Source organism: Vibrio salinus (assembly GCF_021272385.1).
Classification (GTDB): domain Bacteria; phylum Pseudomonadota; class Gammaproteobacteria; order Enterobacterales; family Vibrionaceae; genus Vibrio; species Vibrio salinus.
Genome location: NZ_JAJSDZ010000009.1, coordinates 965656 through 979353 on the forward strand (window position 1 = coordinate 965656; position 13698 = coordinate 979353).

Genomic DNA, 13698 nt, shown 5'->3' on the forward strand with positions numbered 1-13698 from the left:
GGCTTGTCAGTGATATAAGGCCTTTAAATAATGAAAACAAGAGATGAAAATCAGGTAGAAATCCGCTGGACAGAGAATGATGTTCCTCATATCGAAGCCGGTAATTATGAATGTCTTGGTTACGGTTATGGTTATGTTCATGCTCGGGATCGTTTGGGCGAACTGTCCGGCCAGGCGATTGCTTTGCGTGGAGAGCGTTCGAAATACTATGGAGCCGACGGTTTCTCAACCATTGGTTTTTTAAAAACAACTAATCTTAACTCTGATTTAATGTTTCGTATGCGGTTGCCGGATGACTGGGTTAGGGAAGAGTCAGAAAAGCTAGGCCGGAATACCCGTGATTATATCCGGGGATACGTTAACGGTCTTAATGATTATGTAAGAGACTTGTCTGACGAAGAAAAAGAACGGCTGAGTGCCGGCGAACCGCTTGTTACGTTTGAAACTGCGGATGTTATCCGCGCAGCCATGCGCTTTGGCATCATGAAAGAGCTGGTGGAAATCGGGCCTTATATTGTTTCCTCTGCCGTAAAGGGGCGTAAAGCAGGATCTGAGGTTTCAGACTATTCGCCTCATGCAAAACCAGTTGAAGTGGAAGGCGGGTTTGGCAGCAATGCCTGGGCGTATGGTGGTGACGTGGTTGAAGGTGAGGGGGCCATTATGCTTGGTAATCCTCATTCGGCCTGGAAACGGACACCTCATCAGCAACGTATTTATATGCATCAGTATCACCTGACGATTCCCGGAGAGCTTGATGTCGCAGGAACCTCTTTTCTGGGTTTCCCTCTTCCGATGACCGGTTACAACTCAGATGTGTCATGGAGTATTTTAGATGCAGCATCCGTCACGCCATATGTTTTACAGAAAATGCAGACAGACTTATCGGGAGAACAGCCTTTCTATCTTATGGATGGCGAAAAAAAACCGCTATCGGTCCGGGCGGTTTCTGTCGATGTGCTGGAAAATTCCGGTAAGGTGGAAACCCGGATCTATGAGTTTTTTGAATCTGAACTTGGGTTTATTTATAAACTGCCGGACCGGCCGGGAAAGCCTGAAGGCTGGTATTCCATTACCAATCCCGGAGAGAAAAATGCCCGGGGGCTGGATCAGTTTCTGAATGCAGCAAAGGCGACGTCCACCCGTGAGTTTGTTTCGGCCATTGAACATAACCGGGGTATTTTGTGTCAGCTTGTGGTGGCGGATCGTCACGGTGATGTTGCTTATGTTATTGCTGGTAATGTCCCACCGGTAACGGATGAGGAAATGGCGGAATGCCATATTGATGATGAAACAGCTGCATTTAACGTACTGGACGGTACCCGGTGTCGCTGTTCTTTTCGTGATTCCGGTAACCGGCCTCTGCAGGCTCCGGTGTCATTCTATCCAACGGTGATTTCGCGGGGCATCATTCACAATACCAATAACAGTTATAAGTTTACAGAGTTCGGAAAAGTACAACCGGATTATCCTTCAGTTTTCGGGCAGCATAAAGCCGATCATCAGATAGGCAAACATATTGCCGCCGGGTTAAGGTATGACCCGAGACTTGAAATGTCTGCCCTGAGAATGAAAGAAATATCGCTGAAATCGTTTATTACGCCGGATAAGGCACTACAGGTTATTTTTGATAACCGCAATTATGTGGCTGAACGATTTTTGGATGATATTTTGGCTTTGGGTGGGCAGTCTGTCAGTGAAAAAGCCGGAAGAGGGTTGACGGTATTACGGAAATGGGACCGGAAAAACAATCCGGACAGCCGGGGCGCTTTGTTATTTCACCAATTCTGGAACCGGATTGTACAGACCGATCTTCTCAAAGTGGCGGGCAGCGGTGATCCGGAAGCGGGATCGAAACTTGAAATTACGGCCGGGAATGAACCTGTGATCATCTGTGCGCTGGAAAATGCGGCCGATGATCTTACTGGTTTGGGTTTTACTCTGGATGAACCCTGGGGAAATGCGTTATATCAGACAGCGGAAGGTGCCCGCATTTCTTTGCATGGCGGTTCTTACCAAGAAGGATTGCTTAACGGAGAAATGCCGGCTCCACTGACGGAAGCCGGGTTTCCACATATTTTGTTTGGCACAGCGTATATCCAGCTCGCCCGGTGGGAAAATGAAAGTATTGTGGTAGACGCTCTGCTCAGTCACGGTCAGCGTGATGGTGTTGAAACGTCAGGGCGAACGGCACAGTTAACGATGTTTTCAAATAAGCAGCTATACCGCATTCCTTTTTTACCTCAGGAACTGGAAACCACCGGTATTACCGGTTCGTTGTGTCTGGCGGGCTCGGGAAGCTGTGTTGGCTAAGACGCCACCAGCATTGTTCCGAAGCCAATCAGTCCGACACTGCATGTCTGGTTTACTCGGTGCCCGAACTTTTTAAGCAGCTCGTTTGCTTTGCCGGAAGTGACCAGACAGGCAACCACAATAAACCAGAGACTATGTAGGACGATAATGTAACTCCCATAGGCAATAACAAACGGCATATTCCCATTGTCTGGTGAGATAAGCTGGCTGAATATGCTTAGAAAAAACAGCATTGTTTTAGGATTTAAGGTGTTACAAATAAATCCCTGAATAAAGAATCGTCGGTGATTTTTCGTTATTTCCCGTTCTTTTTTGAACGTCAGGTTGAGCCGGGAAGTCCGTAATCCTGATATTCCCAGATAGATTAAATACGAAGCCCCTGCATATTTTATGATACTGAGTAAAATGATATTCTGTGATATAAAGTGACTTATTCCGATAACGGAATAAGTCACGTGGATACAAACGCCGCTGCCAATACCCAATGCGGTGATGATCCCGGCTTTCCGCCCGTGCATGGCGCTGTTTTTGAACATTAATACAAAGTCAGAACCGGGGCTCATAACAATTAACAAACCAAATATAGCCAGACTTATTACTTCCATATTGTTTCCTTTTGTTTCCGTGTTATGTTGAAGATTGTATCGGTAATCTGCTAAGTTATAAGCGAAATAAATACACAAATTATGTGAGAAAAAGTCACATGAGACATCTTAAAGCTTTTCATGTTTTTCATATTACAGCCGGATCATCCAGTTACAGCGAAGCGGCTGGGCGATTACATATCACTCATGGTGCCGTAAGCAAACAAATCAAATTATTGGAAAGTCATTTATCGCTGACCCTGTTTTATAAACAAGGCCGAAGAATGTGTCTGACTCAGGAAGGGGAATTACTGAAACACTATACGGATATAGCCTTTAATACGCTTGAAAGTGGCGTGAAAAAATTGACGCAGGAGCATCGCCGGTACCTTGAGATCTCCTGTGAGCCGACATTAACCATGCGGTGGCTGATGCCCAGATTGTCACTGTTTTTTCAACACACTGGTATTGATATCCGGTTATCAACGGCGGGTGGCGCCATTTCTCTGGATAAAACCGGATTATCTCTGGCGATTCGTCGTGATGATTTTGATATTAATCCGGAATATACCGTGTCCCGGTTAGTTCCTGAATGGGTTGGGCCCGTACTTTCACCTCAATATTGGAACAAGGTGAAAAATACGCCGGAGATGATGGTCTTTCTGCATAGTGAAACGAGGCCGCTGGCCTGGAAAGAGTGGGCGACTGCAACCCAACAGAAACTGACACTGAATCAATCCAGCCAGTCCTTCGGCCACTTTTATTTTTGTTTGCAGGCAGCTACGGACGGACTGGGAGCGGCGATTGGATCTTACCCCCTGGTTGTTGATGATCTGAAGAACGGGCGGTTGATTGCGCCATTCGGATTCGTCCGTTCCGGGCATCACTATGTTCTGCTCAGTCATAATGAAAAACCGGAACCAAACGAGCTGATCTTTTTGAACTGGCTGCAAAAGACGATGGCGTTGTGCCAGCCAGACCAAAACGGATGTTAATTGGCTACATTTTGTTTGTTAGTGTTAACTTATCGGGACGAGCAAAATATTTTTCTGAATCTACGGTAACGGATGGTTTGTTTATTTTACAGCAGACCATCCCGGCTATGACGTTGTGGGTCACAGCAGTCGACATCCGTTACCGGTGGTTAATGGTGCTGACTCGTAAAAGGGCTGTCTTTGTCCAGTGCGTGAGAGAGTTCTACGATCGATAAAGCCAGACTGGATTTTATCACCTGCTCCTGACGTAAGAGCTGTAGCTGGTAAAATTCATCTGACGTATCGCCGGTATATTCGGCAACAAACTGCTCGAACTGATCAATCCCCATGGTCTGTACTGACGTTAATTTTTTAACGGCAGCGATGACTTTTTTATCACTAAACTTATATTCGTAAGCATCGTTGTTTAGCTGATTTCTTATGTGAATAAATGCATCGATATCGTGATAGACGTTTTCAGGTAAGACACCTAAGCCAAATAACAATTTTATACGTACAGAGAGATCCCCAAGTGGTCCCGATGAATCGAGCAGCGGATTAATGACCGCTTTTACCGCTAAGTAATCACTTCGAAATATTCGCTGGACCAACATATCGACTGCATCTTCGAATATTTCAACAGCAGAAATGAAAAACACTCTGACTGAAGGGGCCTCATTAAGCCTTTCTATGATCTCTGATTCTTGAATATTGTCGGACATATAAAAATAATTTGTTTGTGAGGGAGTATTACTCCCTCAATGTATTTATTAAAGAATTTGAAATATGGATTCAACTTCCCGGGCTTCTTTGCTGTCTTTATCCAGATCAGCATAATGAGCCAACGTGTTACGTACTCCGTTTGTTTGCAAATATTCCTGTAGCTCTTCTGCCTGCGGATCTGAGCTGTTCTGATATTTCAACGCAGCCGCAATGCCTTTCAGTAAAGCTGAATTATCTGACTGATACTCTATGGTTCCGTTTAAAGGTTTTACCAGCCGGTCGTTTTTACCTAATTTTCGGATCGGCTGACGACCAACGCGATCTACTTCATCGACTAAATATGGGTTGGCAAAGCGAGACAGGATTTTATTAATATATGCTGCGTGTTTTTCTTTATCAAAACCATACCGCTGCACCAGAACTTCTCCGCTTTGCTGCATTGCGAGAGTGACGTCTGCCCGTATTGAGGCATCTTCGATGGCTTCTTTTATGGTGTTGTAACCATTTAAGCAACCAAGATACGCTGTTATACAGTGACCGGTGTTAAGAGTAAATAGTTTACGCTCAACAAATGCCATTAAATTGTCGGTCGTTTCCATTCCTGAGATGGCCGGAATTTCTCCTTTGAACTGAGTCTTATCGACAATCCATTCACTGAAACTTTCAACGGTAACATCTAGGATGTTATCGGATGGTTCGGCAGGAGGAACTATCCGGTCAACGGCCGAATCGACAAAACCGACGAAGTTATCACAAAAGTGTGCTGTCTGTTCGTCAAGATATTGATACACCTGTTCTTTCAGGTGACTGGTTCCGCGGACCATATTTTCGCAGGCAATAATATTTAATGGTGAGTGGTTATTGTTTGCGGCTCTGACATTTAGACCATCGGCAATACTTTTTGCAATAATATCAAGAACATTTGGACCAACGGCGGTGGTGATTATATCTACGTTGGCGATGAGTTGGATCAGATCATCAGATAAAGAGCTGACAGCCGAAACATTTTTTACTGTCTGAATTTCGCATTTTTCACCTACGACTTTAACATCGTATTGGGTGTCTGTTTTAAGTTTATTAACAATGGCTTCGTTGACATCAGCAAAAGTGACATGAATGCCTGCATCTGCCAGTAGTTTTCCTATGAAACCACGGCCTATGTTTCCGGCACCAAAGTGAATAGCTTTCATCGTGTTATACCCTATAAATTGAAAGAAGAGACCAACCCTAATGGGGAAGGCTGGCCTCTAATGGAGCAAATTGAAATTTATGCGCCCAGAATCGAAAGGACATCTTCAGTATTTGTAGTCGAGCGAAGTTTTGCGATTGCATCTTCGTCATCAAGCGCATTGGTAATGGCTGTGATAACGGAAATGTGTTCATCGTTTTTCGCGGCAATGCCAATTACGATTTTTGCGATGCTATCTTCGTCATCACCAAACTGAACACCTTCAGGGTATTGACAGATTACGATGCCGGTTTCTTTTACTTTGTCTTTTGCCTCGACTGTGCCATGAGGAACCGCAATGGACTCTCCCAGATAAGTGGATACCAGTTTTTCCCGGTCAAACATTGCGCTTACGTATTCCGGTTCTACATAACCGAGTTCGACCAGTTTGTCTCCGGCAAATTGAATTGCCTCTTCTTTTGTTGCGGCAGAAAGACCCAGGCAGACATTTTTTGATTCAATATTGAATGGCTGCGCATTTTCTGCCGGTTTTGTGGTATCCGCTGTCGTTTTAGGAGCTGATGCTGTGTTGGATTTTAGTAATTGCTGGACAAGATCGTCGTAGGTTGCACCATCCAAAAAGTTAGTCAGCGAAATATGATTCGCATTTGGCGCATGTGTTTTCGCCCGTGCTGTCAGATCCTTATGAGTGACCACGATATCAACATCCTGAGGCAGGCTGTTGATTGCAAGGTTGGTGACGTCAATATTCAATCCGGCAGCCTGCACTTTTTTACGAAGCATGCTGGCACCCATTGCGCTTGAGCCCATTCCTGCGTCACAGGCAACAATGATTTTTGCCACATTGCTGAAATCGGTTTTGGCTGTTTGAGCAGATATGCCTTTGGATTCTGCTTTCATTGACTTCATTTGAGAAGTCGCGTTTTCAAGTGCATCATCATTATCTGTGTCTTTTTGAGTTTTCATCAAAAATGCAGCGACAGCAAAGGACACGGCAGTTGCCGCGAAAATAGCACACAGCACTCCGACATAAGAACCTTTCGGTGTCATTAGCAGAACAGCAAAGATAGAACCTGGAGAAGCCGGAGAAATCAGACCCGCATGGAACAGAGTCAGAGTTGTTACACCTGTGATACCACCGGCAATAACTGCCAGGATCAGGCGAGGGTTCATCAGGACATATGGGAAGTAAATTTCATGGATACCCCCAAGGAAGTGAATGATGGTTGCACCACCCGCAGTCTGTTTAGCCGTACCTTTACCAAAGACCATATAAGCAAGCAGGATTCCTAACCCAGGACCTGGGTTCGCTTCAATAAGGAAGAAGATAGAACGACCAGTCTGCTCAGCCTGTTGGATACCCAGAGGAGTAAAGATACCGTGGTTAATGGCATTATTCAGGAACAAAATTTTTGCCGGTTCAACAAAAATTGAGGTTAATGGTAATAAGTGTGCACTGACTAATGTGTCAACACCATGCGACAGAGCGACAGACAATACTTTGACAAACGGACCAATCAGGTAGAAAGCTGCGATAGCACACAGCATACCAATGATACCGGCAGAGAAGTTATTGACTAACATCTCAAATCCGCTTTTAATTTTGCCGTCAGCCCGTTTATCAAATGTGCTGATAGCCCAGCCACCCAGAGGGCCGGCAATCATTGCGCCCATAAACATTGGGATATCTGAACCGACAATAACCCCCATAGTGGTAATAGCACCGACAACTGCGCCACGTTCGCCGCCAATGAGTTTACCGCCGGTATAGCCAATTAAAAGAGGTAGTAAGTAGGTGATCATTGGCCCGACGAATGCTGCTAGTGTAGCGTTAGGTGTCCAGCCTGTTGGGATAAAGAGTGCGGTGATGAAACCCCAGGCAATAAATGCCCCGATGTTCGGCATTACCATGTTTGATAGGAATCGGCCAAAATTCTGTACCTTGACCTTAGCATCTGGTGATATCATGAGAAGTCCCCGTTCGATGTTCTGTTGATATTTTTGTGTTTTACAAACCGGCTCTGCAAAGCCGACAAGATTGTTTAAAGTTCAAATTCAATCTAGCACATCTTTTGACTCAGCAGTCTCGCTCGGGGGTTTTGTGACCAGAATCACGTATTTATTTGTGAGGCTAGAAATTTTTTGTGACTAATATCACTAAAATGATTCGTAATTTTATTACAAATTATTGTTTTTTAGTTTGTCAAAAAATATTTAACGATCTAGATCTCATAAATAGAATTATCAATAGTGAATTTAGTGTGATATGTATCACATTAAGAATATCTTCAAAATGAGCACTTTTTTAAAAAGTGATCTAACTCTCATTGCGTTTTTTATTTCACCATTCGAAATAAATATCTAAAAAATTTGTCGTTATTTTGTAATTTATCTACATATAAACTTTCACATCGTATTACCTGTTTAGTAAAGATTGTTATCAGTTAAAGGTGGCGGATTTGTGAATCAATGATGGTTTCGGTATTTGTTGAACCTTGCTTTCGGGCTAAGTTGTCTATAATAAGTAAAATAGATAGACAAATGTTTCGAAATGACTATTATATCTTTCCAACCGAAATTTAATTAGTATTTTAAATGTCAAAGCGAAATACAAAACAAAGACGGCATCTTATTTTAACTTTATTGCAGGATAAAGGAGAGGTAAGTGTTGATGAATTATCCAAAAGTTTCGAAACATCGGAAGTAACCATCCGGAAAGATTTATCGGCTCTTGAGAAAAATGGTCTTCTTCTTCGCCGTTATGGCGGCGCTATCTCTCTACCGAAAGAAGTGATAGCAGAAGAATTAACTCAAAAAGTTTCAAACCGAAAGCTTTATATTGCGAAAGAAGCGTCCGCTCTTATTAAAGACCATCACCGAATCGTCATAGACAGTGGCAGTACTACGACCGCCGTGATCCCTCACTTAAATGAAAAACAGGGATTGGTTGTGATGACCAATTCTCTAAATGTCGCCAATGCCCTGCGCGAGCTGGAGAATGAACCTACGCTGTTGATGACGGGCGGCACCTGGGATCCGCATTCCGAATCTTTTCAGGGGCAGGTTGCCGAATCTGTTTTGTGTTCTTATGACTTTGATCAGCTATTTATTGGTTGTGATGGAATTGATATGAATCGTGGCACGACCACATTCAACGAATTATTTGGGCTGAGTAAAGTAATGGCAAATGTGTCCAGAGAAGTCATCGTGATGGCGGAATCGGACAAGCTCGGGCGAAAAATACCCAATCTTGAACTAAGCTGGGAAATTATTGATGTTCTGATTACCGACAGTGGTTTGTCGGATGAACAAATGCGTGTCATTGAATCCCATGATGTTCAGGTTATCCGGGCTCAGAATTAGCCAGTGTCAAACGAATTTAAAGGTTAGGAGTAAATTAAATATGTGTGGAATAGTCGGGGCTGTAGCACAACGGGATGTTGCTGAAATTTTAGTAGAAGGTTTACGTCGTCTGGAATACCGGGGTTATGATTCTGCCGGTGTGGCAATTGTCGACAGTGATAACAATCTGACAAGAATTCGCCGCCTGGGTAAAGTTCAGGAATTGTCGGATGCCGTAGAAGTCGCCAGAGTCACCGGTGGAACGGGTATTGCTCATACTCGCTGGGCAACGCATGGCGAGCCTTCTGAAATTAATGCTCACCCACACGTCTCCGGCAATATTTCCGTTGTTCATAACGGCATCATTGAAAACCACGTTGCCCTTCGCCAGTCATTGCAGGCAAAAGGTTACATCTTTGAATCTCAGACCGATACAGAAGTGATTGCTCACTTAGTTGCCTGGGAAATGAAAACAGCAGACAGTTTAGTTAAGGCAGTTCAGAAAGCCGCTAAGCAGTTAGAAGGGGCTTATGGTACGGTTGTTCTGGATAAAACCGATCCTTCGCGCCTGGTCGTTGCCCGTTCCGGAAGCCCGATTGTTATTGGTCTTGGAGTTGGTGAAAACTTTCTGGCGTCTGACCAACTGGCATTATTGAATGTCACACGCCGCTTTATGTATCTGGAAGAAGGTGACGTTGCAGAAATTACCCGTCGTGAAGTTCGTGTATTTGATTATAAAGGTGACGCGGTTGAACGAGAAGTGTCCGAGTCAACGGCTGAACATGACGCCGGTGATAAAGGTAAATACCGTCATTTTATGCAGAAAGAAATTTATGAACAGCCGGTTGCGATTACCAATACGATGGAAGGCCGTTGTACTAAAGATTCTGTGATTGTTGACAGTATTGGTGTTCATGCTGCAGAAATACTGGAAAAAGTCGAGCATGTTCAGATTGTGGCCTGTGGTACTTCTTATAATGCCGGTATGGCTGCCCGTTACTGGTTTGAAGGCGTTGCCGGCGTCAGTTGTGATGTTGAAATCGCCTCTGAATTCCGTTACCGCAAGTTTGTCACCCGTCCTAACAGCTTGCTGATTACGCTTTCTCAGTCTGGAGAAACGGCCGATACACTGGCTGCATTACGTCTTGCCAAAGAAAAAGGTTACATGGCTGTAATGACCATCTGTAATGTGGCCGGTTCATCTCTGGTCCGTGAATCTGATATTGCCTTTATGACCCGTGCCGGCGTCGAAATCGGTGTGGCATCGACCAAGGCGTTTACTACTCAGCTAACAGCAATGCTAATGTTAGTGGCTGCTATAGGTAAACAGAAAAACATTGTGGATGCCGCGCAGGAGAAAGAAATTGTTACCGCTTTGCATGAGCTGCCGACACAAATTGAAAGTGCTCTGAAGTTTGATAAAGAGATTGAAGAACTGGCGAAAGATTTTGCCGATAAGCATCATACTCTGTTCCTTGGTCGTGGTGAATATTATCCGATTGCTCTGGAAGCCGCATTGAAACTGAAAGAAATTTCTTATATTCACGCAGAAGCCTATGCGGCCGGTGAACTGAAACACGGACCACTGGCACTGATTGATGAAGATATGCCGGTTGTGGTTGTGGCTCCGGGTAACGATTTACTGGAAAAACTGAAGTCAAATATTGAAGAAGTTCGCGCTCGTGGTGGGCTTCTTTATGTCTTTGCTGATGAGAATACCGGTTTTGAATCGGATGACACCATGAAGATCATTTCAATGCCTCATGTGAATGAGATTACGGCGCCAATTTACTATACAGTTCCAATGCAGTTACTTTCCTATCACATTGCCCTGATTAAAGGGACCGATGTTGACCAGCCAAGAAACTTAGCGAAAGCAGTGACGGTTGAATAAACCCATTGTAAGAGAGTAATAAAGTCCCATATTAAAATGGCAGCGTTCTCATCGCTGCCATTTCTATTTCTAAATCGAAAATTACCCCTAATCAAGTTAGTTAACTTGATACTCTCTATTATCTGATTTTTGTTTAGAACAATCATTTATGATGCAAAATGACCTAATGAAATAATGGTAAAAAGTCCAACTTTTAATAATTAATGAAATTTAAGGAAAGAATCATGTGCGATGATAATCTAAAAAGTATTATCTTGTTTTGTTAAATTTTATTTTAAAAAAATCAAATTGCTAGGTTGATAATAATGAAGATTACACAAAAAAGGTCGTCAAAACATATTACTTTTACATTTTACGATACTTATTTAAATTACCATGCAGAAGATAAAAATGATGAGAAGGATTTATATATACATTATTCAGAATTGACAGATAAAACTTCAGAGAGCGTTGATAAAATAGTTTGGTACGAGCGGGCAGGAATTTTCTGGTGTTTCATTGGCATTATTCAAATTGGACATGCTGCTTATTTAGACTTACCACTGACAGGAAAAGGCTTTTGGCTCGGGGTAGGGTTACTTAGTCTATTAGTTGGACGTTTTACAAAAGTAAAATATACCAAAGTAGAAACAAAGTTCGGTTTCTTTCATATCCTTCATGATAAAAATCATAATGCAGTACTTCACGAGTTACAGGCAAGACGTAGCTTAATCATGGAAGATGCAGAAAATAAGGAAGACGATGTTGAAGCTAAAAAACAAACAGTCTGGAACGGTGTGATCAATGCCGCTTCTGCTATCACTAACAACGTCACTGAAGTTTTAGATTTCTTAAAATTAGCTCAGAAAGACCTCGATCCTACAGATGGCGATTCGAAGTTTTGGCGTAAAGCGAGAATTACTTTTGATAATAGATTTAGAGAACCTGATGAAATAGACGGCTCTGATCCCACCGTAGTTCCTTGCGTGATATTCAAAACAATAATGGAAGGATTTGGTTTCATGGAATCGTTTGACTGGAAAGAAATCTACTCTCCAGACATGTTAATTGAGAAGACGAATCAAGTTTTAACCACATTGTCGCTAGATACGATTTCTCAGCAAGAAAGTTACGATATGAATAAAGAAGTAAAAGAAGCTGATGATGACCCTGAACTGATTTCTCATATAAGCGTTACCAAACTAGAGAAGATAATTGGGAACAGAGGGCATAAAGCATTATGGTTTGATGAAGGTGGCGATTCCTTTATGTTATTTATTGTTAAGCCAGATGTGTACGATTCGTTGGTATCGACCGAACTTGATGAAATCCACAGGTTTACAGTACAGCCTTTTTAATTTTCTTTGTTTTGATAAAAGTTACATTGTAATCAGCTTTATTATTTTGTAGTCCCAAAAGTTATTCGAAATAAGATACCAATCAAAAATTGATATGTACCATAATAATGGACACTGAGTTACGTGACTTTGCCATATCTAAAGTAATTTGTGGATTGCTAATTTAGAAAAATCACTAAAACACTTCTGTCCATCAACGTGTTAGCTAGATCTTAGCTGACACGAATCTGCCCCGAAATGCTTTAGGTTAAATATTCTATAGCAAAATCTCTGACCGAACTTGCCATACTTTTTCTTATGTTCGCTACCCGCCTTGGCGTCGAATTAGAATATGCCCTAACGCTCTCGGAGAAAACGAACTGTAAAGAAGTGTTGGTGCAGGCTTTTCATTGATCTTGAAAAGCCTTTACCCCTCTCCGTTTTACAGGAGCTGACTGAAAAATGTTGGCACCAAGCTTGTTTATCCTTGACCTAATTTTGTCACTAAGAGTGATTATCGTTAAAACTTACCTAGGGTCTGTTGATCTTTGCTGTACACATTTTGTTCAGAAATACATCGGCAACCACATTATAGTAAACGCCAGTGATACCATACTGGCGTAATTTCTTGCCAATTTGTCATATCTCGTTGATATTGCTCGAAAGTGTTTAATCCTTGCAAAGGCATTTTCAACCAAGTGTCGATACTTATAGAGGCACCAATCAATACTTCCTTTGGCTATGTCTTGTCCATAATTACGCTTTGGTATAACAGTTTCGCCACCTTTTGAGTCCACATATACCCTTAAAGCTTCGCTGTCATAACCTTTATCAGCAATGAAAACATTTACTTCCTTTAGATGGTCAACGAGGCTTTCCGCCCGCGCGATATCATTTCTTTGGCCTTCTGATAGTTCGAAGTAGATTGGCAATCCACCGCTGTCCACGACTAAATGAATTTTTGTTGAGTTACCGCCACGACTCTTTCCTATGCACTCACTATCTGGCGTTGCCGCACCAGTGCTATGTTGGTGAGCTTTGACTATCGAGCCGTCAGCGAATACCCAATCATAGTCAGATAGCTTTGATAATTCATTGAATAATAAACTTAAAATACCTTTCTTAGACCACAGATTAAAACGACGATAAACAGCACTCCAATCACCAAATTCTGATGGTAGATCCCGCCAGGGAATACCTGTTCGTAATCGATAAAGGATCCCCTCAAAGGTCATTCTATGTTCAGGTTTATTATAAATGCGGCCAGTATTCTTCATTATTTGAAGTAGCTTTTCCCACCGCTTATCAGTTAGCATTAGTCTCGGCATGGTATCGGGTTGTGTTTTACTTTTGGCGAAGCAAATTA

Annotated in this window: 10 protein-coding genes; 5 read left to right on the top strand and 5 right to left on the bottom strand. The window is 42.7% G+C overall.

Annotated elements, in window-relative coordinates:
• The first annotated feature begins 30 nt into the window (after positions 1-30).
• Positions 31-2310: a penicillin acylase family protein gene (locus LRQ06_RS12750; RefSeq protein WP_232766877.1), complete on the top strand. Its 2280-nt coding sequence runs from the start codon at positions 31-33 to the stop codon at positions 2308-2310.
• On the opposite strand, the gene LRQ06_RS12755 is transcribed toward LRQ06_RS12750, so the two are convergent.
• On the bottom strand, positions 2307-2915 hold the full coding sequence (locus LRQ06_RS12755) for a LysE family translocator (RefSeq protein ID WP_232766879.1): 609 nt from the start codon (positions 2913-2915) through the stop codon (positions 2307-2309). The two genes, LRQ06_RS12750 and LRQ06_RS12755, sit on opposite strands and share 4 nt — an antisense overlap.
• A gap of 98 nt (positions 2916-3013) precedes the next feature.
• Here LRQ06_RS12755 and LRQ06_RS12760 point away from each other — a divergent pair, with 98 nt between their 5' ends.
• A complete protein-coding gene (locus LRQ06_RS12760; protein WP_232766881.1) occupies positions 3014-3889 on the top strand; it encodes a LysR substrate-binding domain-containing protein in 876 nt (291 codons plus the stop codon).
• 149 nt (positions 3890-4038) lie between these two features.
• On the opposite strand, the gene LRQ06_RS12765 is transcribed toward LRQ06_RS12760, so the two are convergent.
• The 3 genes from LRQ06_RS12765 to LRQ06_RS12775 form a co-directional block, all read right to left on the bottom strand.
• Positions 4039-4590, bottom strand: coding sequence for an MltR family transcriptional regulator (locus LRQ06_RS12765; RefSeq protein WP_232766883.1), 552 nt, complete (start codon positions 4588-4590; stop codon positions 4039-4041).
• Between the two features lie 48 nt (positions 4591-4638).
• Positions 4639-5781 carry a mannitol-1-phosphate 5-dehydrogenase gene (locus LRQ06_RS12770; protein WP_232766884.1) on the bottom strand — a complete coding sequence of 381 codons (1143 nt, stop codon included), beginning with the start codon at positions 5779-5781 and terminating at the stop codon, positions 4639-4641.
• A gap of 77 nt (positions 5782-5858) precedes the next feature.
• Positions 5859-7748 carry a PTS mannitol transporter subunit IICBA gene (locus LRQ06_RS12775; RefSeq protein WP_232766886.1) on the bottom strand — a complete coding sequence of 630 codons (1890 nt, stop codon included), beginning with the start codon at positions 7746-7748 and terminating at the stop codon, positions 5859-5861.
• 627 nt (positions 7749-8375) lie between these two features.
• Between LRQ06_RS12775 and LRQ06_RS12780 the strand changes: the two genes are divergently transcribed.
• From LRQ06_RS12780 to LRQ06_RS12790, 3 genes are all read left to right on the top strand, one after another.
• Positions 8376-9143 (top strand): DeoR/GlpR family DNA-binding transcription regulator, encoded by a 768-nt coding sequence (locus LRQ06_RS12780; RefSeq protein WP_232766887.1) that lies wholly within the window; start codon positions 8376-8378, stop codon positions 9141-9143.
• A 40-nt stretch (positions 9144-9183) separates the two neighbouring features.
• The gene (gene glmS / locus LRQ06_RS12785) at positions 9184-11016 is read left to right on the top strand and encodes a glutamine--fructose-6-phosphate transaminase (isomerizing) (RefSeq protein WP_232766888.1); all 1833 of its coding nucleotides are present in this window, start codon (positions 9184-9186) and stop codon (positions 11014-11016) included.
• A gap of 305 nt (positions 11017-11321) precedes the next feature.
• Positions 11322-12353, top strand: a complete 1032-nt coding sequence (locus LRQ06_RS12790; RefSeq protein ID WP_232766890.1) for a hypothetical protein — start codon at positions 11322-11324, stop codon at positions 12351-12353.
• Between the two features lie 545 nt (positions 12354-12898).
• On the opposite strand, the gene LRQ06_RS12795 is transcribed toward LRQ06_RS12790, so the two are convergent.
• Positions 12899-13660, bottom strand: coding sequence for an IS5 family transposase (locus LRQ06_RS12795; RefSeq protein ID WP_232766892.1), 762 nt, complete (start codon positions 13658-13660; stop codon positions 12899-12901).
• Positions 13661-13698: the final 38 nt, after the last annotated feature.

What these genes read in the sequence shown, in the direction of transcription:
- LRQ06_RS12750 (WP_232766877.1), top strand. Translation starts at nt 31, where the DNA reads ATGAAAACAAGAGATGAAAATCAGGTAGAAATCCGCTGGACAGAGAAT.
- LRQ06_RS12770 (WP_232766884.1), bottom strand. Translation starts at nt 5,781, where the DNA reads ATGAAAGCTATTCACTTTGGTGCCGGAAACATAGGCCGTGGTTTCATA.
- glmS (WP_232766888.1), top strand. Translation starts at nt 9,184, where the DNA reads ATGTGTGGAATAGTCGGGGCTGTAGCACAACGGGATGTTGCTGAAATT.
- LRQ06_RS12755 (WP_232766879.1), bottom strand. Translation starts at nt 2,915, where the DNA reads ATGGAAGTAATAAGTCTGGCTATATTTGGTTTGTTAATTGTTATGAGC.
- LRQ06_RS12775 (WP_232766886.1), bottom strand. Translation starts at nt 7,748, where the DNA reads ATGATATCACCAGATGCTAAGGTCAAGGTACAGAATTTTGGCCGATTC.
- LRQ06_RS12795 (WP_232766892.1), bottom strand. Translation starts at nt 13,660, where the DNA reads ATGCCGAGACTAATGCTAACTGATAAGCGGTGGGAAAAGCTACTTCAA.
- LRQ06_RS12790 (WP_232766890.1), top strand. Translation starts at nt 11,322, where the DNA reads ATGAAGATTACACAAAAAAGGTCGTCAAAACATATTACTTTTACATTT.
- LRQ06_RS12780 (WP_232766887.1), top strand. Translation starts at nt 8,376, where the DNA reads ATGTCAAAGCGAAATACAAAACAAAGACGGCATCTTATTTTAACTTTA.
- LRQ06_RS12760 (WP_232766881.1), top strand. Translation starts at nt 3,014, where the DNA reads ATGAGACATCTTAAAGCTTTTCATGTTTTTCATATTACAGCCGGATCA.
- LRQ06_RS12765 (WP_232766883.1), bottom strand. Translation starts at nt 4,590, where the DNA reads ATGTCCGACAATATTCAAGAATCAGAGATCATAGAAAGGCTTAATGAG.